Annotated in this window: 21 protein-coding genes and 1 pseudogene; 3 read left to right on the top strand and 19 right to left on the bottom strand. The window is 56.1% G+C overall.

The features are described from left to right. Positions 1-13: 13 nt before the first annotated feature. The 19 genes and pseudogenes from HDF12_RS22240 to meaB all read right to left on the bottom strand — a co-directional run. Positions 14-188: pseudogene (locus HDF12_RS22240) on the bottom strand (DUF1738 domain-containing protein); the annotation flags it as partial. 112 nt (positions 189-300) lie between these two features. Next, complete coding sequence (locus HDF12_RS06950) at positions 301-2,358, bottom strand: AIPR family protein (protein WP_179581823.1); 2,058 nt, start codon at positions 2,356-2,358, stop codon at positions 301-303. Continuing rightward, positions 2,358-3,320: a PD-(D/E)XK motif protein gene (locus HDF12_RS06945; protein WP_179581822.1), complete on the bottom strand. Its 963-nt coding sequence runs from the start codon at positions 3,318-3,320 to the stop codon at positions 2,358-2,360. Before HDF12_RS06945 ends, HDF12_RS06950 begins: the two co-directional genes overlap by 1 nt. Continuing rightward, positions 3,313-6,012 (bottom strand): Z1 domain-containing protein, encoded by a 2,700-nt coding sequence (locus tag HDF12_RS06940; RefSeq protein WP_179581821.1) that lies wholly within the window; start codon positions 6,010-6,012, stop codon positions 3,313-3,315. Before HDF12_RS06940 ends, HDF12_RS06945 begins: the two co-directional genes overlap by 8 nt. Further along, the gene (locus HDF12_RS06935) at positions 6,009-7,751 is read right to left on the bottom strand and encodes an ATP-binding protein (RefSeq protein WP_218892317.1); all 1,743 of its coding nucleotides are present in this window, start codon (positions 7,749-7,751) and stop codon (positions 6,009-6,011) included. The genes HDF12_RS06940 and HDF12_RS06935 overlap by 4 nt, the downstream gene beginning before the upstream one ends. Continuing rightward, on the bottom strand, positions 7,690-8,106 hold the full coding sequence (locus HDF12_RS22815) for a very short patch repair endonuclease (protein WP_179581820.1): 417 nt from the start codon (positions 8,104-8,106) through the stop codon (positions 7,690-7,692). Before HDF12_RS22815 ends, HDF12_RS06935 begins: the two co-directional genes overlap by 62 nt. A gap of 4 nt (positions 8,107-8,110) precedes the next feature. Then, positions 8,111-9,643 carry a DNA cytosine methyltransferase gene (locus HDF12_RS06925; protein WP_218892316.1) on the bottom strand — a complete coding sequence of 511 codons (1,533 nt, stop codon included), beginning with the start codon at positions 9,641-9,643 and terminating at the stop codon, positions 8,111-8,113. Next, positions 9,640-10,005 carry a hypothetical protein gene (locus HDF12_RS06920; RefSeq protein WP_179581819.1) on the bottom strand — a complete coding sequence of 122 codons (366 nt, stop codon included), beginning with the start codon at positions 10,003-10,005 and terminating at the stop codon, positions 9,640-9,642. Before HDF12_RS06920 ends, HDF12_RS06925 begins: the two co-directional genes overlap by 4 nt. 129 nt (positions 10,006-10,134) lie before the next feature. After that, a complete protein-coding gene (locus HDF12_RS06915) occupies positions 10,135-11,370 on the bottom strand; it encodes a type II toxin-antitoxin system HipA family toxin (protein WP_179581818.1) in 1,236 nt (411 codons plus the stop codon). Next, on the bottom strand, positions 11,363-11,617 hold the full coding sequence (locus tag HDF12_RS06910; protein WP_179581817.1) for a helix-turn-helix domain-containing protein: 255 nt from the start codon (positions 11,615-11,617) through the stop codon (positions 11,363-11,365). Before HDF12_RS06910 ends, HDF12_RS06915 begins: the two co-directional genes overlap by 8 nt. Positions 11,618-11,848: 231 nt before the next feature. Further along, a complete protein-coding gene (locus tag HDF12_RS06905; protein WP_179581816.1) occupies positions 11,849-13,126 on the bottom strand; it encodes a tyrosine-type recombinase/integrase in 1,278 nt (425 codons plus the stop codon). A 314-nt stretch (positions 13,127-13,440) separates the two neighbouring features. Then, the gene (gene mak, locus HDF12_RS06900; protein ID WP_179581815.1) at positions 13,441-14,346 is read right to left on the bottom strand and encodes a fructokinase; all 906 of its coding nucleotides are present in this window, start codon (positions 14,344-14,346) and stop codon (positions 13,441-13,443) included. A gap of 68 nt (positions 14,347-14,414) precedes the next feature. Next, positions 14,415-15,458 (bottom strand): Asd/ArgC dimerization domain-containing protein, encoded by a 1,044-nt coding sequence (locus HDF12_RS06895; RefSeq protein ID WP_257025394.1) that lies wholly within the window; start codon positions 15,456-15,458, stop codon positions 14,415-14,417. 88 nt (positions 15,459-15,546) lie between these two features. Further along, a complete protein-coding gene (gene pssA, locus HDF12_RS06890; protein ID WP_257025393.1) occupies positions 15,547-16,386 on the bottom strand; it encodes a CDP-diacylglycerol--serine O-phosphatidyltransferase in 840 nt (279 codons plus the stop codon). Next, entirely contained in the window at positions 16,386-17,036 is a 651-nt protein-coding gene (locus HDF12_RS06885; RefSeq protein WP_179581813.1) for a phosphatidylserine decarboxylase, read from the bottom strand. The genes pssA and HDF12_RS06885 overlap by 1 nt, the downstream gene beginning before the upstream one ends. 96 nt (positions 17,037-17,132) lie before the next feature. Continuing rightward, on the bottom strand, positions 17,133-17,351 hold the full coding sequence (locus HDF12_RS06880; RefSeq protein WP_179581812.1) for a DUF465 domain-containing protein: 219 nt from the start codon (positions 17,349-17,351) through the stop codon (positions 17,133-17,135). Between the two features lie 81 nt (positions 17,352-17,432). Next, positions 17,433-17,930 carry a GNAT family N-acetyltransferase gene (locus tag HDF12_RS06875; protein ID WP_179581811.1) on the bottom strand — a complete coding sequence of 166 codons (498 nt, stop codon included), beginning with the start codon at positions 17,928-17,930 and terminating at the stop codon, positions 17,433-17,435. Then, positions 17,927-18,583: a tRNA (adenosine(37)-N6)-threonylcarbamoyltransferase complex dimerization subunit type 1 TsaB gene (gene tsaB, locus HDF12_RS06870; protein ID WP_179581810.1), complete on the bottom strand. Its 657-nt coding sequence runs from the start codon at positions 18,581-18,583 to the stop codon at positions 17,927-17,929. The genes HDF12_RS06875 and tsaB overlap by 4 nt, the downstream gene beginning before the upstream one ends. An 11-nt stretch (positions 18,584-18,594) precedes the next feature. Continuing rightward, positions 18,595-19,860 carry a methylmalonyl Co-A mutase-associated GTPase MeaB gene (gene meaB, locus HDF12_RS06865; RefSeq protein ID WP_373563856.1) on the bottom strand — a complete coding sequence of 422 codons (1,266 nt, stop codon included), beginning with the start codon at positions 19,858-19,860 and terminating at the stop codon, positions 18,595-18,597. Positions 19,861-20,155: 295 nt separating this feature from the next. Between meaB and HDF12_RS06860 the strand changes: the two genes are divergently transcribed. From HDF12_RS06860 to HDF12_RS06850, 3 genes are all read left to right on the top strand, one after another. Further along, the gene (locus tag HDF12_RS06860; RefSeq protein WP_179581809.1) at positions 20,156-21,484 is read left to right on the top strand and encodes an MFS transporter; all 1,329 of its coding nucleotides are present in this window, start codon (positions 20,156-20,158) and stop codon (positions 21,482-21,484) included. A gap of 140 nt (positions 21,485-21,624) precedes the next feature. Further along, positions 21,625-22,437: a FadR/GntR family transcriptional regulator gene (locus HDF12_RS06855; RefSeq protein ID WP_179581808.1), complete on the top strand. Its 813-nt coding sequence runs from the start codon at positions 21,625-21,627 to the stop codon at positions 22,435-22,437. Between the two features lie 139 nt (positions 22,438-22,576). Continuing rightward, the gene (locus HDF12_RS06850; RefSeq protein WP_179581807.1) at positions 22,577-22,843 is read left to right on the top strand and encodes a phage tail protein; all 267 of its coding nucleotides are present in this window, start codon (positions 22,577-22,579) and stop codon (positions 22,841-22,843) included. Positions 22,844-22,864: the final 21 nt, after the last annotated feature.

The following is a 22,864-nucleotide window of genomic DNA, read 5'->3' as shown; positions in this document are numbered from 1 at the left end:
TTCTGTCTCTTCTTTATTCGGCTTCGAAGGATGACTCCAGAGCGACAAGGATGACGCCTGCAGTCTGCGATGACTTCCAAGCTCTCGACCAACAGGGACGCATTGCCGTGATACACGCTGATGTAATCCGCTGATGCGTTCTCGTTGACCAAACCAACGGCCTTGCCGACAACAAAGGCCACGGCTTGGCGTCTGCACTATCTGCAGCGCTGATACTTTATCTAGCTTGGCCACCTACAGACTCGGACGCCGGAGGGAGGTCCACCTGATCTAGCCAAGTGCCAGCTGCTCGTCGATGTGTCAATTCAGCAACCGCTCCTCCTTGGCCCGTCCGAGTATCTCCATCAAGATTGAGCTTTGCTTCTCGGATGGGATTTTATTGGGAATTTGTTCAGCAATCTTCAGTATGTCCATCTCTTTCTGCGTAAACAGCCCTTCAAGAGCGCCCCTACTAAGGATTCTCCTCCATTTTGCAGCCGGCACTTCGAGGACTCGGGTCTGCATTTCAATCCCGTCCTCAATTTTCTGATTCTGTCGGGCGGTTTTTGCGTGATGCTGATTGTCTTCCGACGATGAAAGCGATTTCCAGAACTCCGCTGGGAGCAATGCCGCGATCCCCGATGCTTCTTCCAACAACCGCGTCCAGCATCCTTCTCGCTTGCACCATTCGGATATGTTCGAAATTCCCTGTGGCGGTTGAGTGATGTCATCGTTCACAGCAGCGGCGATGATGGTCAACGTGTCCATGAGAACATCATCCAAGGTCTGTGCCGCCCAAATCCTGGCATAGTTGACGGACGTTTTACGGCGCTTTGTGACTTCTTCAAGCATCGCAAGCGTGTAGGCGACGATGTTTGCACGATATCCGCCGTTGTACCAAGGTTGCTCGGAGACGAGCTTCTCTGTCGCGCGGAACAGAATCCCACGGGCCACGGCTCTACGGAAATAGAGTTCGTTGAAGGCGTCGGAGGATTTCTCCCACTCCTTACCGATCCTGACGGCATACCGTCCAAAGTTCTTCTGGCTTCCGAGGTTGACCCACCTTGGATGGTCGTCGAACACGTTCTCGAACTTCGCCAAATCGGTCTTCGTAAACATTTGAGGCTTTGGATACTCCGCCTTGAAGCGTTTCTGTTCGCCTGGTGTCAGCTTGGATTGCGCATCAAGGTATTGTCCTCGCGCCCGTTCATAAAACCACTTGGTCTCTCTCTGAGCGCCCTGTTGGGCTGGCGCCCAGATGCGTCGCGAAAATTCAGACATACGAACGTGGAAAGGATGATTGGAGAAAAAGTCCGCTGCATTCACTCTGTTTTGAGTGTTTGCATACTCTGAGATCCGGGGCACGACGAGCTCGCTCTCCTCACTGTCTATGACGGAGAGCTTCATCTGGACAAAGATTTCTGAAACATCTGCTTTGTCTCGGCGTTGGGTGTGAAAGAGTGATGCTGTTGTCTGACCTCCGTTGACGATCTGGAGGTCGGTCAGTCGGACGATCTGAAGGCCTGAATTCGTCGCCCTAGTCTCAACCATCTGGGCCGTTGCAGTGATTCCATTGTTGTAGGCGAAGAACATGTGGGGCTCGTCCAGGATTGTTTTACGAATCCCTTTGTTCACCTGCGCTCGTGCCTGCAAAAACGTTCGAACATTTTGCTCCAGCAGGCGCGCGCTGTACCGATCGTAGAGAGCGATCAGAATCGGTGCCGGCATGACAATGAGGTAGGACTGGTAGGTGTCGGACCCGAGATTTGCCGGGAGGCAGGAAATGCCATTGCCGAAAAGTTCGACGAAATCGATGTCGAGTGGTTCCTTGTGACCTCGCGAGCTGCGCTGTCGCTGGAGTCTTGCTATGTCCCAGATGTGGTACGTCGAGCGTATTCCGGATACTTCGCCATCTGGAGAGGCTTGAAAGCGATCGCTGAGCACACGTTCCGACAAGAGAAAGAAGTTGAGTTGACGAAGCTCCGACCGCCGGTCCGAAATCTGCCGAACCAGTCCATATTCCGGAGTCGTGACATCGGGTGCGAGCTTTCCCATCAGACTGGCTTCGACGAAATTTACGGCTCTCTTGAAGATCGCCTCCACGTCAGTTCGCGTGAGGGTTTCCAGCTCACGGCGGCACTCAAAGTCTGCGACGAAGATGTCTAATGACCCTTCATCATTGAACCAGAAACCGTCGACGCGAACGCCGCGTTGGGCGCGGAAATGGCAGTGCTCGAAGCCTTCAACGAAGCCGGTCTCGATGAGCTCATTTGAGATGGTCTCCATGAAAGCCTCCAACTGATACGTGCTGCTGGCTTCTGCCCCGGCGAGTAGCTCCTGCCGGAAGTCATGGGAAAACTCTTCAACAGTTTGTTCCATCAGAGCTCCTTGAAGACGGTCATATCGTCGCAACGGTAATCAGAGATGTCTTCCAACTCAATCTCGTAGCTCACTTTTCTGAGTCCAGTAGGCAGGCTGGACCGAATCAGTCTGGGGAAATCGCCCGCAACCAGATAGGTGCTCACTTCAGCGATAGCAAAGAGCGGTTCCTCATAGTCCGGCAGAGGCGCGTAGCCGTGCATGACTAGTTTCCGGTCGAAATCGGCGATGGAGTCGGAATCCATTCCGTCCTCAACTTCTCTGACCATCTGGTTTAGCGAGCGTGCCGTGGGGGATTCCGTGAGATTGCTGAGCCTGTAAATCCGAAGGAAGAGATGATCTTTCAAAGAGTCGAGCTGGTCTTCAGAGGAGATACGGACAGAGTTACGCTCGCTGCCCGAAAGCGACTTGATCTCGACTGCGCTGTTTCCGAAGTCAAAGTCCTGTTGGGCACGTTCAGGGCCGAGCCACGCGGTCAGTGCGGCATGAGGCTCAAGTGGCCGGTTCAAGAGTTCCAACAGAAAAGCCAATTCCGCGAACAGACCACGAATCTCTTCTGCCGATAAGCGTTGGGAAGAACCGGAAAGAAATGCTTTCCATCTGCGAATATGCGTGAGAGCGACGCCAAGAGCGCCGGCTGAGTCGCCAGCATTTTCCAGTGCGCCCGCTAAGGAGCGGCAGAGCCCGCTGAAAAGGTCCCGATCTACCTGTCTTTCCAGACTGAGAATAAGGCGCTGTCGGCTGTTCTCTCCCACTCGCAGATCAACTTGGATTCCGCGGACTGCTACGTTTTCTTTTCGGTACTGGGCAGTGTGATCCCCTTCAAGTTCCAGGATGAAGAGACATGCCCCGGTCGTGTCCCTACCCCAGAAGCAAGGTACGGAAGTCTTGTCGGAAACTTGCCTTACATTAAAGTCTGAACCAGGAACTGCGATGTCGTCCCACGGGGATGTCTCAGTCATCGTAGTCCTCCTCATCATCCGGATTATCGCCGTATCCCTGCATCTGCCTGAGCCAGACAATGTTTACAACAGCTTTGATCGTCTCGGAATCCCCATAGGGGAAACTGATGCCGAAGGCCGCGACCGGACCCGGTATTTGCTTGCCTTTTGGCTCTAGACTGTGGACCATCAGTAGGGGTTTCTTACGGACCATCCGGAAATGTGCGTCTGACACGGAGACCTCTCCGCCCTCATCCTTACTGTCCCTTTTCTTCCGCGCGAGTTGCTCGGCTTTACCTTCGCGGGCGAATTGCGTTGCCTCTTCTCTCTGTTCGTCAGTCAGGCCCAGCCCTTCGTCGCCTCGCGAAGCTACGCGATACTTGTTCAACAGCCACGCTGTACCGACAGGTTGGTCTTCTCCGACCGCACGTGCCTGATGCCTGAGTACGAAATCTCCACCGCCTGTCCCGTTCTTAGGCGAGATCAGCAAGACATCCGCTTCAAGTCGGTGATCGGCAATCTGCTCGATATAGTTGAGAACGTCCAACTTTCTCGGACTGAAGTTCGTGTGGCATTCGAACCGTCTCACGAACGCTTCAACGATCCCAATCGGCACATCCCTGAATATGAACCCCTTCGACGTTTCCTCTTCATTTCTCCCCCCGAAGCCCTGGCGCCAAAGCTCCTCAACAAGTTTGAAGTTGTCTTTGTTCGCGTTCACGTCCGTCGATACGATATAGCTTTCGATCAGAACCCCGCTGAAGCTCTGTTCGATTGTTATTTCTTCGCCGGAGCGCATCTTGTTGGCTGCGGTCACCAACAGACTGTCCGGGTGGGAACGTACATACAACCCGAAATCTTTAGGGCTCAAACCATCACGGCGCATCCTCTTGACCTGCTGGGTGAGCTCATCGGCGGCGTCGGCAATGTGGGCATACCAGTTGATCGAATCTCTCGAGAGGTTAACCCGGCATAAATCTTCGAACCCGGGCCGGTATCCAAACCAGCGCCCCATCTGCATGAGAGCGTCATACATCTTGGTATTGCGATACATGTAGCTGACAGTCAGCCCTTCAATGGTTAGACCGCGCGACAGGCTGAGTCCGCCGACAGCGATGGCTGTTAAGCCGACGCCTTCCTTCTCGTAGCGTCCATAGTCGAGCACTTCGTCGCTCTTGCTGTTGATGACATATAGGTGCAGATGCTCAAACACACCGTGAAGCGCGGCCTTAACTTCACTCCAGGCAAAGCCGGCCGCCGAATATTCGTCGTCGAAAGCTCGCTTCAAGCCCTGCATGTATTCGTTCGTTGACGATGCCGATTCCGGCATCCGATAGTTGGCTTTAACGGCCTCCCGTATCCTCTTCTCTCGTAGGCTGAGGAAGTCGCGCACCGCTCTTTGAATGGGCACGAACCGGGATACGTTCACCATCATGGAGCAATGCTTATTCGTCTGTCCGCGCAGATTTCGAATGGCCCTCGCCACAATGAACTGATCGAGAGCCCTATAGAGGCTGGCGGGCAGCTCCGGAAGCTTGTCGTCCCTCTTGTGCGCGAACGGGATGAAGTTTTCACAGTCATCAATGGGCCGGACTATGTTCTGACTGCTCTCCTCATCCAGGAAAACTTTCTCCGCGCCAAAATAGGTCGTCGGGGCGTCGAGGCAATAGATAAAGTCCCGAGGGAACAAGTCTTCGCGGACCTCATCGGTATAGGCATCAGGATTGATGAAGATGTTCGCGAACGGAGTCGCTGTATATCCGACATAGCAGGACTTGGCGAAAAGGCTGAGAATCTCTCGGATTTTTCCGTTTGTTCTCGTAGGATCGAGATCCTCTTTGTTCGTATTGATCGAGGCGTTGTCCGCTTCATCATCAATCAAGAGCATCGGTACGTCGGAGATCCTACCGTCGCCTTTGGCATTAAGGTCTTTGAGCCATTTGTGTAGAGCTGTCAGAGTGGTGACGTTTTTCTTGATGACCAATATGATCGGCTTGCTGAAATCGTTGATCTTCCAGCCGCTCTTGGTCGCTGTGTTCTTGTTGAAATCTTCGTTGATATTGGTAAGGGTGGCGGGGTGCGGGTAATTGGGGTTGAGTCCCACGCCTATGTTGCGCCGGTCCTCTGGATCGCTCGAACGGCCGATGAAGGCTTTATCGATCCGCTCCTGAGTCTGTTTCCTGAGATTGTTGTGAATACCCGCGATCACGATGATGAACTTGTAGCCGGCATCGGCTGCCCTGGCGATCAAACTGGTATAGTTGGCCGTTTTCCCCGACTGGACGTGTCCAATAACCAGGCCGCGACGGTTCCAAGAGGTGCCTTCGCTGTGGGGGTCCTGCAACAAGCCAAGGATGCGGCCCGTCACGTCGCCCAAGGAGGTCACCATGGACGGCGGCCATCCGTCTTCCCGAAGGAAGCCTTCGTAAGCATTGCTGTAGGTCCACTCGATGTCTTCGCGCTTGCGAACCCATAGATCATCGTGCTTCGCAGCAACATCAACTAGGGAAACGCCCGCTCCCATCCGGGTATCGACCGAAATGAGGGCGGCGGTGACAATACCTCGCATGTCTCCCGTATAGCCGAAAATATCGGCTAGCTGCTTTGCCTTTGCTTCGACATCGTCTCGTGTTGGGGTTTCGGCAAAGTTCGCCAAACCCGATATGAGGGCATTCGTTATGTTTTGCTCTGCGGCGTTGCTCGGCTGGCTCATAGGAGGGTCTCTTGAATGAAAGTCTTCACAATGTCGAGATGACCATCGAACAAATGAGTGGATTGGACGACTTGAAGGAAGTCCTTCGCATCAACGGGGCCGTCCCCGTAGAGTGTCTGCTTGAGATTTTTAAGTCGCTCAAGTATCACGGTCAGGTCGCCACCGGTGGACTGGCCGAACTCTCGCGGATGTGTGGAGTAGTCGGAATAGATCATCTCCACAGGAAGTGATGATCCGATCGAATTCAGCAGGATGCTAAGCGCATCAACATCATCGGGTGGCAGCTTCTTGCGCAGCGAGACGATCAAGGGATGCTCCATATTGAGCGCGAACCGGATTCCGCTATGATCCGCATAGCGTTCCCAAAGGGGCGCCTGTACTTCCTGAAACAGCCTCTGGCCGCGCCCTCGATGTACCGTGACACTTCTCGCGGTGATCTTCGCGATAATGTGGCGCAGTCGGTCACGAACGGCATGGGGAGGACGAGCGCGTGACTTCTTGATGTCGATCGTCCATGCCTCATCGAGGCTGTTCGGAAAGTCGATCTGGACACGGGCTAATTTGGTCGCCTCGCCCTTCGGAACCATGCGGAACCAATCTCCCCATGCCATGAGGCGACCGTTTCGATATACATACGCGCCCTGATTGGAGATGAAGTCGCTGCGGTCCTGATAGTAGTCATATTCGGTTGCCGACAATCGGCTGTGATGCGGAAGAATATAGGGCTGCAATGTTATAGGCACGTCATCAATCCACACGGTGTCGGATGGAAGTATTTGGGTTGCGTCGTTCTTTCGGCAGAACGGATCGAAGGGTTCGATCTCGTGGCCATTTATGCAAATTCGAAGCTTCTTCCGTCCCTTGAGTTCCCCTGCGATAAACCGATGGAAAACGAGGGCAAGGTGCCGTTCAACAATTGCGAGCTTTTCATTTACGATCTCGTCACGCTTGCGGCCGGATTCGTCCTCCGAGAGGCGGTCAAGATCACGCCAGATCACCATCGTGCCTGTCTCTTGAAGAGAGTCCAGATAGGGCAGCGCCGCAATTTCGTCTTGGTCGAGAATGGAGATGAACCAATCGTCCATTTTCTCCACATCGTCCAAATTCCATTCTGCAGCGGAACGCGAACCGTTGATGCTGCTGACGACAGTCAGTCTCCGGCATTGGGAAAACGAAGCCGTTTTAAGACCTAATCCAAACCGGCCGAGGTCCTTGAGACTGCGCTTCTTTCGAGGATCAGTTGCCCCGTGGCGGAGGGCAGCGACGAGTTCTTCCTCCGTCATACCACGTCCGTCGTCGCTAATGGCTAGGACGGGAACGCTTCGACTCGTCTCGCAGAATACTTGGATAACCGATGAATCAGCCGAAATGCTGTTGTCGATCAGATCCGCAACGGCGGTCTCAAGAGAATAACCAAGGTCTCTAAGGGAAGCGGAAAGACTGGCGGCGCTTGGAGGTAGAGGATGATATTTGGCCATCAGTTGAGCAATTACAGCAAATGGATGGGGTATTACGGCTACTATCCCAATAGATAAGCTGGAGTGGTCGCGCCTCCTGATGACGTTCGCCGCGAGGGTTTTAGATGACTCAACAGCGAAGGCAATACTTTTGAGGCCCTCTGCATCCCGAATTCGGCGTGAGACAGAATTGTATTTCATGGAGCGGATGTGGTCGAGGTTACCCGCTGGGATTGCCCAGTAGCCGGAGTAGGCGTCGCTGCAACTTGGCTGGCGATGCAAGTTCGCATTCCCACACCACGACTACCTTCCAGCCGGCCTTCCGGAGGGCTTTCGCGTTTTGCTCATCGCGCGCCACGTTCCCATCGAACTTCGTCTGCCAGAAATCTGCGTTAGTTTTCGGATTCGTGCAATTCTTGCACTCCTGATGACGATGCCAGAAGCAGCCGTGCACGAAAACGACTGCTCTCCGTTTCGGCAATACGATGTCTGGTTTACCTGGAAGGTCTTTGCGGTGAAGGCGGAATCGAAAGCCCACCCGATGAAGAATCGATCGAACTTGGACCTCGGGCGCAGTGTTCCGCCCCTTGATGCGGCTCATGTTCCAGCTTCGTCTGGTCTGATCGAGTCGATCCATAGGACTATCCCAAATCTTGAAAGAGTTTCAAAACTATGGCGGCAATCTGGTTCGCGAGCAGTGGAGGGACAGCATTCCCTACTTGGGTATATTGCGCGGTTCTCGGCCCCGTAAACAGGTAGTTATCTGGGAAGGTTTGTAGCCGAGCGGCCTCCCTGACGGTCAAGCTTCTGCACTGGGTCGGGTCCGGATGAATGTAGTAATGACCATCCTTGGCTATGTGAGAGGTTACGGTCGTAGCCGGCTTCGTACTGAGTTGCACGCGAAACCGATCCTCAAAGAGGTTCCCCTCTTCAATCGCTGTCAGCACGTTGCCATGGTTGGGAATCAGATCTTTTGGGAAGTCTCGAAGGACGGGGCTCGTCTTTTGTGCCTTGGCATAGCAAGCGGCGTAAAAATACCGGTAAAGATCCTTTTCAATATGGGCGCGCGAGGCATGATTGCAGACCCCTAGTATACGCTCATCGAGAAACCACTCAGGCTTGTAGGAGACGGACGGCGGATGTGGAATGAACTCCGCACCACGGTCATTCTGGGGCTTGGTCATCTGCGAAATAGCGGAGCTTAGCTGCTGCTCCATATTTGGCCCCATCCCTTTTGCAGTCTGAAACCATCGCCGGTTGACCGACGACTTAATGAGTTGAAGCCAGGCTTCGGAACTATCCTCTGAACGTGATATGCCACTGCGCAATCGGGGTAACCCGAAGATCACGTCCTTTACCGGAACAGAATCGGTGACGGATAGGCGATCAGGGACAAACGCTCCTAGGTCATCTCGAATACCAATGATGATGACTCGGTGCCTCGCCTGGGGGATTCCGTGCAGTTCAGCCTTAACGACATAAGTTCGTTTGCCTTTGGCGTCATCCTCCACAAGGGAAAACAACCTGTACCCAACGGTGGGAGCTGCCAGCGGAGTCTGGCTTTCCGCAAGTGCTTCGACAGGGGCTTTAAGGTCATTCAGAATCGTGTCGAAGATCAAAGACCCCTCCGGCTTGGATGAGAGGAGCCCTTTCACGTTCTCCATCACGAAAACGGAAGGACGGAATCGGCCAAGGATACGCAGATATTCGCGGTACAGGAAATGTCTCGCGTCATCTTGAGCTTTGTACTCTTCTTTGCCCTTGTTTCGGGAACGACCGATCAGCGAATACGCTTGGCACGGCGGTCCGCCGATGAGCAACCACTTCGTCGCTCCGTTCAACGCCTTCTCGATGAGGCCTTCCGCTTCCGTCCAGGTTTCCTCGCCGAGCGTAAATTGAACCGCTTCGTCGTTCGCTGCCTGAGCTTGCGATGGATATCGGGTGTACAGTTCGGCGACGTCCAGTTCTCGCCTCAGTACCTTGTAGTAGTCATCGGGAACGTCAGTTTTTTGAAACTGCCGGTAAAAGGCTCGCAGGCGCAGGGTGCTATGAGCGTTCGAATCCTTCTCCAATGAGAGCCTGATTTTGAACGCGGGTACCCCACCATTTCCGAGGGCTGAAAAGCCCTCGCCGAGGCCGCCCGGCCCCGCAAAGATGTCTATTACTGGAATCACTCTTGCGATAGCCCTTGCGCGAAAAGTTCTGCACTCGGCCAATCCGGGCTCACGTACAGTGCTGCGGGAAGTTGTCCCGTTATCTCTTTCACCACAATGAAAAACGACTTGGTGTGTCCGTCCTCACGTGCTTCGTCCGAAAGGGTTTCCCAAAGGAAGTCTCGGTATTCAGGGGACTGTGCGTTAGGAATGTCTTCCTCTTCGAAAAGATCGTGAAGCTTAAGAGCTGTAGCGATCGATTCGAGAGTGTCGTCACCAATGGATTCAAATGCCTCACGGGCCAGCTTCTCGTCGTAGGACTTGATGACCAGAGCCCGGCCACCGTTCACCGGCTTTTCTAAATATGTCTCCTGAAGCGGCATTGGGAACCTCCTGAACTCTTCCAGGTTACAGGCAATACCTGGCCGAAGTCTAGGAGGGATCAGGTCGCACCAGCAACCGACTAGGGGCCTCGCAGCCACGGCGGGAAAAAAGGATGGGGCCATTGGACTCTAGGCGCGCTCTCTGATTGAAGATGCGATTCCAACCTGCCATTGCGCCAGCATCAGAGAACCTACTTGACCAAACTCAGGACGGGTTTTGATGTATTGCCTTATGGTTGACGCGACCCCAGACATCGCATCCGCGATGCGTTCGAGGATCGCGGTGATTCTGGCGGGCGAGCCACCCATACGAGTCTCGCCCAGACGTTGAAGGTCTTTGACGCTTGGCCAGCGGGTCGAGCCATTCAACGTGAGCGCCATGCTGTCTTTCGGAAGGTAGACTGACGTTGTCACCAGATCATAGACGGGAGCGAGTCGTGCCTCGCCTTGAACATCGTTATAGACGATGCCAAAGTTTTTCAGATGCGCATCTCCATTCCGCAACGCGCAGTTAAGCGCGATAAGCGTGAAGAGCCGCTCCGTGTCCTCGACGAGATGCGGTGAATTCGCAAACTGCGTAAAGCGCTTCATGACGGATGTTTCATAGCTCCCGCGATACTTCTCATCGGTGCGCCTGGCATTCAGTACGCAAAAATCTTCAAAGCCTCGATAGGTGCCATCGGAACGCAGATCGAATCGGTCGATCACCAGCGCGAGCGCATCTTCCGAAAGCCGAAAGGACGGTACTTCAAGCCCACACGCTTTGGCGACTTCGAGACAGAAGTATTCGTTCGCCGCGAGCTGCGGATACTCGTTCTGCTCCCAAAACTTCACGATGTGTGTCGCGCCCCGATAGCTCTCGGAGAAGCGATGGCCTGAGTCGTGGAGAGCGGAGGACGCTGCTTCATCTCTCACGAGAATTTTCGGCTGCACTCCACTGATGCCGGAAAAGGTGGCGAACTTTTCGATGAGATAATGGAAGAGATCGCCACCCCGCCGTTGCTCTAGAATCTCATCGACCGACTGGAACGGAACATCCTCCTGAAGCTGCTCACGTTGTCCGGTGTATCGAACGCGTCCGACTTGCGAACGCCCCACAACTCCTAAGAGGTCAAATTCGTCGAAGGTTCCCGTGGCCTTGGCGAAGGCTAAACGCAGGCGTTCCCGAAGTACACCTTCAGGCAGGTTCATCTCGAAGATTGGCGGTAATCCAAAACGGATATCCCATGAGGGGAGCCGAACCGGCATCGTCACAGAGACTGCACGTGTAGAAGGGGCTTCTGGACTATAGGCAAAGCTGCTGCCACGTTCGCCCGAACGATCCAGCATTCCCGCTTCTTGGGAGTCGGTCCAGACCTTAATCATGGCTCTCCTCGCTCAGCTCTTCCAGAGTCGGTCTGTGAGAGGTGGCTTCCTGAATTCTCAATTCGAGGCCCAGTGCGCTAAGGATGTTGTTGATTTTGGTGTATCCCAACTCTCCCATGCGGCCATTTTCGAGAGCATCCAGAGTGGAACGACCGACGTGCGCCTTCTTAGCAAGCGCCGTCTGGCTCAAACCGAGCGCCTTCCGCTTCTGGGCAATCCGTTCGGCAATGACGGTCAGCTGCAGCATTTGCCTAATATACAGCGCAATAATTGCGAAATCAAGATAATTGACTCGTATACAAGGCTTTGGTCAGTAGAGACATTTCTATTGCATACGTCCGTATGCAGAGGCCGCACCGGATCAAAACGGGCCGTAGCGGCCCTGATCCGGTGCCAAAGCAACCCGGATGGTTCCATCCGGGCAGGTGCAACGTAAGTACTGCGGCGGAGAGAGTAACGCCGCCTCAGAACTAATCTTCTACATCGCATCAGCGAATGGCTGAGACTCAACTCTACGAGGCCCCTTCTTCGCCGCGTCTTTCTTCGGACGCGGTTTCATCACATTGATCGCAGATGCATCGAGCTGGGTCTTCAGATGCGCCGCGTAGTATTTCTCAATCATCTCCACACTTGTCCGGCAGTTCTTTGCGATTTGATAAATGTCGGCCCCTTCGAGAAGACGTAAACAAATGTACGTGTGACGAAGGCTATAGGCCGTTCGCGGCCTGCCATCCCGGTCAATCCTAAGCTTCTCTTCCTCAAGAATCGCGTTGAACAAATCACGCGACCACTTGGGGAACAGAAGATCGGTCGCTCCTGGCTGCTGCCACTCCCCTTTGTCCATCGACTCCTTACGGTTTCCCGTCCGTCCCGGCCCGCCATCGGGACGAAGGCGAGTCTTCAACCTCTCGAACGGTCGCACCGCCCCTGCCGTACTCTTGCAGAAACCAATGCCCCTCTTTCCTCGAACTTCGATCTCCAGGATCGTTTGGCCGCTACCCTCGTCTTCGACAATCTTTACATCGCGGAACTGCAGACGCATCGCTTCATCAGGCCGGAGCCCGGTATTCGCGGAGAACAGAACGTAGTCGTGAAGCTGCTCCGCTTCCCAGCGGAAGCGCGGCTGTTTTGGATGCTGGGCCCGTTTGCGAGTAGCTTCGTAAAGCTGCTTGTACTCTTCCGGCGAAAACCATGCTCTATGAGAAATCTTGGCCGACGCCCTATAGGGCGCTGACATATCCGGTAAATGATCGATCCATCCGTGGCGCAGAGCCGTCTTAAAAATCTGGCGCAACGTCACGATCTCCTGGTGCATGGTGTTATGCGCTGGAGGTCTGCCGCGTAGCGCCTTAGATTCCTCAAGGCGATGGATGCGATATTCGTTGATCTTGCCAGCAGTGATCTCAGGAAGAACCATGTTGCCGAAGAACGGCACGAGATGACCATTGGTGCGCGCGTGCTGTCCACGCGCATAGGTCGCATTCCGTTGTCCCTGTGTCATGATGTCGAATTCGCGCAGATACAACTTCGCAGCTTCGCGGAACGGCTTGCCGCTCTTCAACTCACCGTCACGGAGCTTGCCCCGCAACTGCAGATACCAGTCTTCAGCGAACTCCTTCGCTTTTGAGAGGCTGTCTTCTTTGGTAGTTGTGCGCCGGTTCTTCCCGCCAAGATAGGTTGCGCATTGCCAGCTAGAACTGTTCGGACGCTTGTAGACGTGAACCTTGCCACCAAGGATGGTGTGATGTTCGGACATGCCTAAGCACCTCCAGACTCCCCCGGAATTGCGAAAGTGTGGAAGAGTTGTGTAAGGATATCGCTTGTCTTTTGATTGAGTCAATTACATGTATTTGCAGTAGCTTAGCCGACTGTCAGACTGTATCGTAGACGATTTTGAGTCCGCTGCGTCTGCCAGTTCCGCCATCCCGGCTTTTGCTTGCAACTTGCAAGAGTGAATGTTCTACCTCACCGCTAATCAAATCGCAAAAAATACCGCTGCGCTGAGCTCGATCATCGAATCAGCGGGCTTTGCCTTTAAGTATCGTATAACATTCACTGATCCGCATCTTCTCAAACTCGTCTGTTTGGCCAAAGCCACGCCGCGCCGCGGACTCCACTGGAGTCTCCATATTTTGCTTTCACGACCGGCGTGGATGCCTCTCCTCCAAACACATATTTCGGCAGCAACTTAGGCAGTGCCTCGTAGATATGCTCCACCCCTGATACGCCTCCACCAACCACAATGACATCTGGATCCAGTATGTTGATCACGTTAGCCAAACCGCGCGCCAAACGATCTTCGAACCGCTCAACGGTCTCCGCCGCCACTAGATCTCCCGCGGCAAAGTCAGCAATTATCTCCCGCGTAGTCCGCGCTCTGCCGGTCACATTTTTGTAATCCCGCGCAATCCCCGTGCCCGAGACCCACATCTCCATGCACCCTTTCTTTCCGCAATAACACTCCGGTCCAGGGGACTCCTCCGGCTTCGGCCACGGCAGTGGATTGTGCCCCCATTCGCCCGCAACTCCATTCGGTCCGTCGTGGACGCATCCCTCCAGAGCGACTCCGCCTCCACATCCGGTCCCTAGAATGACTCCATACACAAAACGCACACCGGCGGCCGCGCCGTCTGTCGCCTCTGATACCGCAAGGCAATTTGCATCGTTGGCGACCCGTACTTCGCGACCAAGCGTAGCGATCAAATCTCTATGAAATGGTTGGCCATTCAACCACGTTGAATTGGCGTTTTTAACCAGCCCGGTAATTCTCGAGATGGTACCTGGAATACCGGCACCCACAGTGCCTGTCTTTCCAGTCTCCGTTTCTATGCGGTGGACCAGCGCAACAATTGCCTTCACCGTCGCTTCATAATCGTCCCGCGGAGTATCGACACGATGCCGAGCCAACTCTGTGCCGCGATCATCGATAGCGAGTGCCTCGATTTTTGTCCCACCAAGATCAATCCCGATGCGCATCCCCATCTCCGTCATTGAGCCTTCCAGTCCCTTTCACTTGCCACTCTAAAAAGTGGGCACAACGAACCCTACTGCACCTTGCCACGGGGACGCAACCTGCTTAGCTCCCCGCCGCATGCAATCGCATTCAGCGCCGCGAGCTTCAGGTTATCCGCAGCGAGCCACAGCCAGAAGCGTGTTCCTCGCTCCCCCTGATCAAAGTCTCCGCTCACTCGTACCATAATGTCCTCCTGCCCCGCCGCACTCAGGTTGCTCGGCGGATCGGATTCCTCGCTTACTACGTCTATATGTTCCCCGGCAAGCGCCGCCTCTACTTCCTCCTGCGTCGCTTCACCAGAGAGTTCCACCAGCATCGAAACGACATACCCATGAAACACCGGAGCCTGAATGACCTGCAGCGCCAGTTCAGGTAACAGCGAATCAGCAAGCCCAGCGTAGTGTTTGCGGATACGCCGTTCCGTGGCGCTCAGCTTCACCTTCGCGGCATCGCCGAGCGAAGGCAACAGATTAAATGCCACCTGCGCATCATATTGCTCCCGTGGTAGCGTCTGAAATGAAAGCAGGGTAACAGTCTGCTGATGCAACTCATCCATCGCGGCGCGGCCATACTCGGACGCCGGTTCCATGACGGTCGCAGCAACGCTCGTCAAAGCCATCTTCGCTTGCAGTCTTCCGGCAACTAGGGCAAGCATCACAGCGACCGGATGCGCAGCTACTAGAGCTGGCGTCTTCAAATCCGGCTCTGGGCCTCCAGGCTCGCTCTTATCTGCAAGCACCTCAGCCACCCAAGGAGCCCGCACCAGAACATCCTTCTCGCCCTCCAACGCGTACGTTAGATCGACAATGCTCGCCCCCTCGCGCCGCGCGGCCTGCCAATGCTTCTTCGTCACCTCTGCACTGCCCGCAAAAAAAACAAAGTCCATTCGGTCGAAGGAAGATGTCTCCAGTCGTTGTATAAAAACAACCTCATCGCCAGCGGAGGTCACTTGGCCAGCGGCTTCTTCTTCGTCGAGCAGGACAAAGTCCGATGCTCCCAGCACCGACTCGGCCAACTCCTCGCTCAGCTCTTTACCAGCGAGCGAAGACGCCCCAACGATTCCGATTCGATACATTCTTTCCGTCATATTTTCCTGATGTCCGACGAGACGTAAGGTCTGAGCGCCAGATTACTATCTTATCTGTTCATCTCCCGTCACCGACTTACACCGCGGAGTGCCGCCGCTCTCGCCCCCACGAGTACGCAAGCCGAGCCACCACACCGGACACCAGATACGCCATTGCCAGAATGATCAGCATGTACTCCGAATACAGCACGATCAGCGCTCCTATAAACGCTATCACCGCGACCAGTTGAAAGGGATGACGCTTACCAAGCGTGATCTCCTTCGCACTCCAGAACCGCCAGTTGCTCACCATCAAAAAACTGGTGAAGAGCAGAAGACATAGCCATACCAACGCAATCCAGGGACTGTCGATCGGCGATCCGTGTTGAAAGTGAATCACCGAGCTGATCACGCCCGCACCTGCCGGAATCGGCATGCCCACAAAATATTTCTTGCCCGGCCGCCCCGGATTGCGAGGCTGCGGGTTGATGCTGATATTAAATCTCGCCAGCCGACTGGCGCCGCATATCAAAAAGATAAAACAGACAAACACCCCGATATGTACAATTTGCTGTCGCGCCTCCGGATGCGCCATCAAAGGCAGCATCCGAAAACCCCATATATAAGCCAGCAGACTCGGCGCCACGCCAAACGTAATCACGTCTGCCAACGAGTCAAGCTCCTTTCCAAAGTCGCTGGTCGTGTGGGTCATTCTTGCGATGATGCCATCAAGACCATCGAACAGAACGGCAATCCCAAGCGCCAACGCAGCTCGATCGAAGTAACTCTGATCCGCCACGGACCCCTGAATACTCTGCGTAATTGCGTAGTACCCAGCGGCCATGTTGCCCGCCGTAAATAGCGATGGCAGCACGTACATCCCCCGACTAGGTTGACGCCTCACCTTCTCGTCGGTCTCGATCTGCGCGTCCTCCATTAGGCCACCACTGCCGGTGCGTCTCTCAGCGACTGCTCCGGGAGCACGGCCAGCACGGTCGACCCACCCTTAACGCGAGCCCCCGTCTTCACCTTCAGGTTCGCCGCTGCCGGCATCAGTACATCCACCCGCGACCCAAATTTGATGAGGCCGATCCGCTGTCCACGCTCCACTCGGTCACCTACTTTCAGGTTGCACACAATACGCCGAGCCAGCAGCCCGGCTATCTGTTTGAAGCTGACTTCATATCCACCGGCATCGATCGTAATCAGAGTCTGCTCGTTGTTCAACACAGACTCCGGCTTCATCGCATTCATGAATTCGCCCTTGCGAAACTCGCACACCTTCACGACTCCGCCCACCGGCGAACGGTTCACATGCACATCAAACACGTTCAGAAAGATGCTAAGTCGCAACCGACTCCCGCTAACCGTTTCGATCCACTCAGCTTCCGTAACCACCCCGTCCCCAGGAGACACAATCTGTCCCGGCGCCTGCGGAATCGTCCTGTTCGGATCGCGAAAAAACCACAAAAAGAAAGCCGCCAGCACCACCGGCAACGCCACCAGCGCAATCGGCATATTCAGATACCAAAGTGCCGCCGCAACAACCCCAAGCCCTAAGGCATAGAAAAAACCGTCTCGCACCATAAGTGACTCGATTATAAGGCCACGTACACCTCGGACCTGAGCGTAACGCTAGTCAGGCCTGTCGCCTCCATACGGTCAAAACCGCGTCTTCTAGCTTTAGGATGCTCCCAGGCGTCGAAGCCGCTCGATCTCATCCTTCAAACTGAGCTTCAGCTTCTTCAATCTCACCTCTTCCAACTGTTCCGAGTCAGTGAGAAACAACTTGGACCGCAGCGTATCCAGCCTGCGATCATAAAGGCTATGTTCTTGCATCAATTGTTGAATGGAAGGGAACGACGCAGGATGGGGCAGCTCGGTGAACTTGCCAGTTTGCACGTGAGAGTACCTCCAGCAACAGACGACTTCGCACTGATGGCCGACACGCTATCACAGCGCGATAATTACCGGCAATGTGGATTACTCGTCTCCAGCTAACTTCAATTGCATCAGCAACGCGTCCTCTGTAGGATCGTGGTAGTAGTTATCGCGCTGTCCAACGACCGCAAACCCTAACCCCCTGTAAAGCGCAACTGCACCCCCACTCCCCGCCCTCACCTCGAGTTCCATCTCCTTCGCACCCCGCTCCCTGCACCAGCAAATGACCCCCCCGCACAACGCCCTTCCCACGCCCACTCGTCGGGCCGACGCACTTACTGCCACGCTTTCAAGCTCGGCCAGCCTCACAGCCCCGGAAACAAGAACCTTTCCAACTGCAAAACCCAACAACCCAGCATCCGACTCCGCAACGAACAAGCACCTCGTCACCGCAACCTCAGAGCTTCTATCGGCACCCACAATTGCCGCATACTCGGCCTCCGCCCAATGCGGAGCGTCAGGCGTAGCTCTCTCCAGCCTTATCACACCAACAAAGTCCTCAGCACGACCAGAGCGAACCCTATACTTGGCCGAACTCATCGAGTGGCTCGCGGAGCAGTAGGTTTGGCAAATATCTCAGCATCGGTCCGTCTCAGATAATTCGCATCCAGCGCAGCAGCATCATCAAATCGCCCCGACACAACTCGCTCTACCGCAAACGGCAGAGCATCCCCTGCCAACGGCTCATCCACCAACTTCGGACATAACTCCAGCAAAGCCTCCGCCACCTTCAATTCACACACAACCACCAACCCACCCGAAGCCGCCGTCCTCACATCCTGCGCGCCTACCAAGACCTCCCGTACGCATCTCCTCCCCATATATTCCCCGTAATAAAACTCTCCGCGACCAGCATCCAGAACGGCATGCACCCTCTGCTCCCCGCCATCGACGGCGCCAGCAAGCAGCGCCAGCCGCGACACTGCAATCAGCGGCACCGCTCCAGCCTCACTCAGCCCCTTCGCCGCGCTCACCCCCACTCGCACCCCGGTAAAAGATCCCGGCCCATACACCACAACCACAGCCGCCAACTCTCTCAGCAGCCATCCACTCGACGCCATCAGCCGCCGCACAGTTGGAACCAGCCGTTCCGACGAACTCCTTCCCGGCAACACCTCAGTCGCAACGATCGCCGACGCCATCTCGGTATCCGCCAGCGCAACGCTCCCCTCACCCCCTGCCGTATGAATCATCAGAAACCGCATCACTCCCCACCCTTCCGCGGCTCAACTGCATCCCCGACAATCTCCAGCAACACGCCCCCTGTGCTGGCCGGATGCACAAAGAAATACCGATGCCCGCCAGCCCCCACTCTCACCGCATTGCTCGCCAACCTCACCCCTTGCTTTGTCAGCCGCGCAAACATCACGTCAATCTCATCCACATGGACGGCGATATGATGCAGCCCCTCACCTCGCTTCGCCAAAAATCTCCCAATCGTGGAATCTGCCTCGGTCGCCTCCAACAACTCGATACGGCTTTCTCCCAGCGGCAGCATCGCCGTCTTCACCTGCTCATGCTCCACTGTCTCTTCATGGCTCACCACCAGCCCCAGCGCCTCATAAAATCCACGCGCCCCCGCAATGCTCTTCACCGCGACGCCAAGATGATCCAGCCGCAGCCCGCCCTGCCCCAGCACGCACAGAGTGTCAGCGCTCTCAAGCCTTACTCTTCGCGACCCCTTCTCCAAGGCGCATCGTCTCACCGTCTCCATCAACTCCTTGACACCCTCCCCCGTAGTCGCGACCGTCCGCACAACAGGAGGCACCCACTCACCCTCTCCAACCGCCAAAGCCTGCATCGCAACAATCTCCTGCTCTACCAGCTCCGCGCCCCCACGGTCGCTCTTGTTCACAACAAACACATCCGCGACCTCCATCACGCCAGCCTTCAGACTCTGCACCTCATCGCCCATTCCGGGCACAAGCACCAGCACAGTCACATCCGCCAGGCCGATCACATCCACCTCATCCTGTCCCACACCCACCGTCTCAATCACAATCGTCTGCCGCCCGGCCGCCTCCATCACCGAGCAAACATCGGCAGCCGCACGCGCAACGCCCCCCATAGCCCCACGCGAAGCCATGCTGCGAATAAACACCCCATCATCCCCGGCAAAATCCTGCATCCGAATCCGGTCCCCCAACAACGCCCCACCCGTGTAAGGACTAGACGGATCGACCGCCACCACCCCCACACTCTGCCCCTGCTGCCGAAGCCACCTCACCATCTGGTCCACCAGCGTGCTCTTCCCCGCCCCAGGAGGCCCCGTCACTCCCACCCGCAGCGATCTGCCCGCAAACTCCCGGCAAGCCGCAAGCACCTCCGCTCCCCCGCCATCCTCCACGAGAGATAAGGCCCGAGCCAGAGCACGAACATCGCCTGCCCGCACCCGCGCCATCATCTGCGCAACTTCAACCCCACTCGTCCTGAAATCCTTAGGCACGTTAGCGATAATAACGTGCTCCACCTCGCATCTCCCATGCCCACCTTCCTCACCGGCAAAGCGCCCTTAACATTCATGTGCTTGAACTCTTCAAATGGACCCTTCTCAAAACCCGGTCGCCCACCTTCCTTCGTTCGCCAGCGCTCCAACGCATTCATTTGTAATCAAAAATGATCTTTCCAGATCATCGGAGACGGCGCTTGACACCTACTGCCCAGCACAGACTATCCTCATCCTCGACACCCCTTGACCCGAATCTGCCGCAGCAGGCGCAATCCGGGCAGCCGTCGGACCAACATTTACGCTGGAGTTACAACTAATGTCGATCAACACTGCCAGCCTGCCTGACTCGGGCTTCACCACCACCGCCCCGGAGAAATCCACCGTCCGCTGGCTCGTCTGCGGTCTTCTCTTCCTCGCCACCACCATTAATTACATGGACCGCTCGGTCTTCTCCCTCATCGAGCCGCTCCTCCACCTCGACTTCATGGGCTGGATTCCCGGCATCGACGCCGCTCATCAAACCGCTTACAACCTCAACTATGGACGCGTCCTCATCTGCTTCCAGATCGCCTATGGCGTCGGCTTTCTCTTCGCCGGCCGCATCATCGACAAACTCGGAACTAAAACCGGATACGCCCTCGCCATCCTGATCTGGGGATGTGCCTCGATCAGCCATTCCATGGTGGCCAGCGTCGCCGGCTTCTGCATCGCGCGCGTCTTCCTCGGCCTCGGCGAATCCGGCAACTTCCCCGCCGCCATCAAGGCCACCACCGAGTGGTTCCCCTCCGAAGAGCGCGCCCTCGCCACCGGCCTCTTCAACTCTGGCTCCAACGCCTCCGCTTTCATCGCCCCGGTTCTCATCGCAGCGGTCGCCGCCCGTTGGGGATGGCACGCCGCCTTCATCTGCACCGGCTCCATGGGACTCATCTGGGCAATCATCTGGCTTATCTTCCCTTACAACAAACTTCGCCGCAGCGCGACGCAAACCCAGACTGACCTTGCCCCCGTCACGCAGGGCGGCTCCATCTACCCCATCCTTCTCCACCACCGCGGCTTTTGGGCCTTCTCCATCGCCAAAGGCATCACCGACCCCATCTGGTGGTTCTATCTCTTTTATCTCCCCAAATTCCTCAACGATAACTACGGCCTCAATCTAAGCCACGTAAAGTACCCGCTCATCGTCATCTACACCGCCGCAAGCATCGGCTCCATCGCTGGCGGCTGGCTCTCCGGATTTCGCATGAAGCACGGCCACACCGTCAACTCCGGTCGCAAGTTCGCCCTTCTCATCTGTGCCCTTTGCGTTCTTCCCATCATGCTCGTCCCGCACATGCACTCCATCTCCCCACACAATGCCTGGCCCGCTATCGCGCTCTTCTGTCTCGCCACCGCCGCCCATCAAGGCTGGTCTGCCAACCTCTTCTCCACTCCAACGGACATGTTCCCCTCGACCAGCGTCAGCACCGTAGTCGGCATCGGCGGCGCTGCCGGAGCCCTCGGCGGAGCGTGCTTCACCTGGCTCGTCTCTCACTACTTCTCCCTCCATCCTTTGCTGATCTTTACCATGGGAGGCCTCGCCTACGTCACTGCTCTCCTGATCTTCCAGCTCCTGGTTCCACGTCTCGGCGGCCGGCAAACTGCCTAAATCCCGTCTTCCCAATCGCAACAATGAGCAGCGTCGAACACAGCCCGAAACGTCTCGCTCCCCTACCCGTCCCACTGAAACATGCGCCGCACCGCCGTGTTACCCTTCATCAAATCAGGCGCAAGGGAGCTTCGTTCAGCATGAAAAAAGAGGTCAAAGAGCAGTTCGACGAGGTCTCCAGCCACAGCCAGCTCACCATGCAGGTCGTTGAACACATCCGCTCGCTCATCAGTTCGGGAGAGGTTCGCCCCGGCGACCGCCTCCCCCCCGAGCGCGACCTGGCTCGCCAGCTCAAGATCAGCCGCTCCAGTCTGCGGTCCGGCATCGGCTTTCTCGCAGCCATGGGCGTCCTCAAAAGCCGCCACGGCGCTGGAACCTTCGTCGCCTCCGGTCCGCCCTCGTTCGACTCCAGCTCCTTCTCCGTCCTCGGCGCGCTCCACGGCTTCCTTCCCGGACAGATGTTCGAAGCCCGCATCATCATCGAATCCAACCTCGCCGCTCTCGCCGCCGAACGCGCTACCGAGGAACAGGTGACAGAGCTGGCCGAAGAGGTCGCCGAGATGTACGCCGCGCTCGACGATCCCCACGAGTACCTCATCCATGACGTCCGCTTCCATCGCGCCATCGCCCGCGCCGCGGCCAACCCCATCCTGGCCGCCATCATGGAGACTCTCATCGCCAATCTCTATGAGATCCGCAGCAAGACCATCCAGAACGCCGTAGATTTAAAAGAATCCTCCGAGATGCACCGCGAGATCTATCGTGCCATCCGCTCCCACAACCCCGCGCAGGCTCGCCGCTCCATGGAGCAGCACCTCAACCTCGCCCGCATCGCTCAGGCCGCCGAAAGCCCGTCGAACCCTCCCGCCGCACACGAGACGACTCCGACCAGCCAAGCCGAAATCTCAGCCGCGAGCGAAACCGAGACCCCTCAATCAACCCCCGCCCGCTGACCCTACAACTTGCAAGTCATACCGCCCCTCCACGCCGCTGTGTATCGTCAAGTTGCTTCACTCTTCGGGACTATCTCTACGTCCTGATCAACTTAGCGCTACACCATGACGCACGGCCTTCGGGCCAGGAGAGTTCCCCATGGATCCATTCTTAGGCGAAATCAGAGTCGTCGCCTTCAACTTCGTTCCCGCAGGCTGGGCCGCCTGCAACGGCGCGTCTCTGCCCATCAATCAAAATCAGGCACTCTTCGCCCTCCTCGGCACACAGTATGGCGGGGACGGCACCACCACCTTCAACCTCCCCAACCTGCCCGACGCAAAGACTCACGCCGTAGCCGGCAAGGACACCGCAGCCCCGGTGCACAATATCATCGCCGTCAACGGAATGTTCCCTTCGCGCCCCTAGCGCCTACGCCGCTCCGCTCTC

Origin of the sequence: Tunturiibacter gelidiferens (genome assembly GCF_013410115.1) — a bacterium.
Taxonomy (GTDB): domain Bacteria; phylum Acidobacteriota; class Terriglobia; order Terriglobales; family Acidobacteriaceae; genus Edaphobacter; species Edaphobacter gelidiferens.
The sequence above is the reverse complement of the archived record's forward strand: the minus strand, read 5'-3'. Positions and strand labels throughout refer to the sequence as shown.

Coding starts and splice junctions, on each gene's coding strand:
- HDF12_RS22815 (WP_179581820.1), bottom strand. CDS start 8,106: ATGGATCGACTCGATCAGACCAGACGAAGCTGGAACATGAGCCGCATC.
- pssA (WP_257025393.1), bottom strand. CDS start 16,386: ATGGAGGACGCGCAGATCGAGACCGACGAGAAGGTGAGGCGTCAACCT.
- HDF12_RS06860 (WP_179581809.1), top strand. CDS start 20,156: ATGTCGATCAACACTGCCAGCCTGCCTGACTCGGGCTTCACCACCACC.
- HDF12_RS06855 (WP_179581808.1), top strand. CDS start 21,625: ATGAAAAAAGAGGTCAAAGAGCAGTTCGACGAGGTCTCCAGCCACAGC.
- HDF12_RS06875 (WP_179581811.1), bottom strand. CDS start 17,930: ATGAGTTCGGCCAAGTATAGGGTTCGCTCTGGTCGTGCTGAGGACTTT.
- mak (WP_179581815.1), bottom strand. CDS start 14,346: ATGCGCATCGGGATTGATCTTGGTGGGACAAAAATCGAGGCACTCGCT.
- HDF12_RS06885 (WP_179581813.1), bottom strand. CDS start 17,036: ATGGTGCGAGACGGTTTTTTCTATGCCTTAGGGCTTGGGGTTGTTGCG.
- HDF12_RS06910 (WP_179581817.1), bottom strand. CDS start 11,617: ATGCTGCAGCTGACCGTCATTGCCGAACGGATTGCCCAGAAGCGGAAG.
- HDF12_RS06915 (WP_179581818.1), bottom strand. CDS start 11,370: ATGATTAAGGTCTGGACCGACTCCCAAGAAGCGGGAATGCTGGATCGT.
- HDF12_RS06895 (WP_257025394.1), bottom strand. CDS start 15,458: ATGTATCGAATCGGAATCGTTGGGGCGTCTTCGCTCGCTGGTAAAGAG.
- HDF12_RS06905 (WP_179581816.1), bottom strand. CDS start 13,126: ATGTCCGAACATCACACCATCCTTGGTGGCAAGGTTCACGTCTACAAG.
- tsaB (WP_179581810.1), bottom strand. CDS start 18,583: ATGATTCATACGGCAGGGGGTGAGGGGAGCGTTGCGCTGGCGGATACC.
- HDF12_RS06950 (WP_179581823.1), bottom strand. CDS start 2,358: ATGGAACAAACTGTTGAAGAGTTTTCCCATGACTTCCGGCAGGAGCTA.
- HDF12_RS06920 (WP_179581819.1), bottom strand. CDS start 10,005: ATGCCGCTTCAGGAGACATATTTAGAAAAGCCGGTGAACGGTGGCCGG.
- HDF12_RS06940 (WP_179581821.1), bottom strand. CDS start 6,012: ATGAGCCAGCCGAGCAACGCCGCAGAGCAAAACATAACGAATGCCCTC.
- HDF12_RS06850 (WP_179581807.1), top strand. CDS start 22,577: ATGGATCCATTCTTAGGCGAAATCAGAGTCGTCGCCTTCAACTTCGTT.
- HDF12_RS06945 (WP_179581822.1), bottom strand. CDS start 3,320: ATGACTGAGACATCCCCGTGGGACGACATCGCAGTTCCTGGTTCAGAC.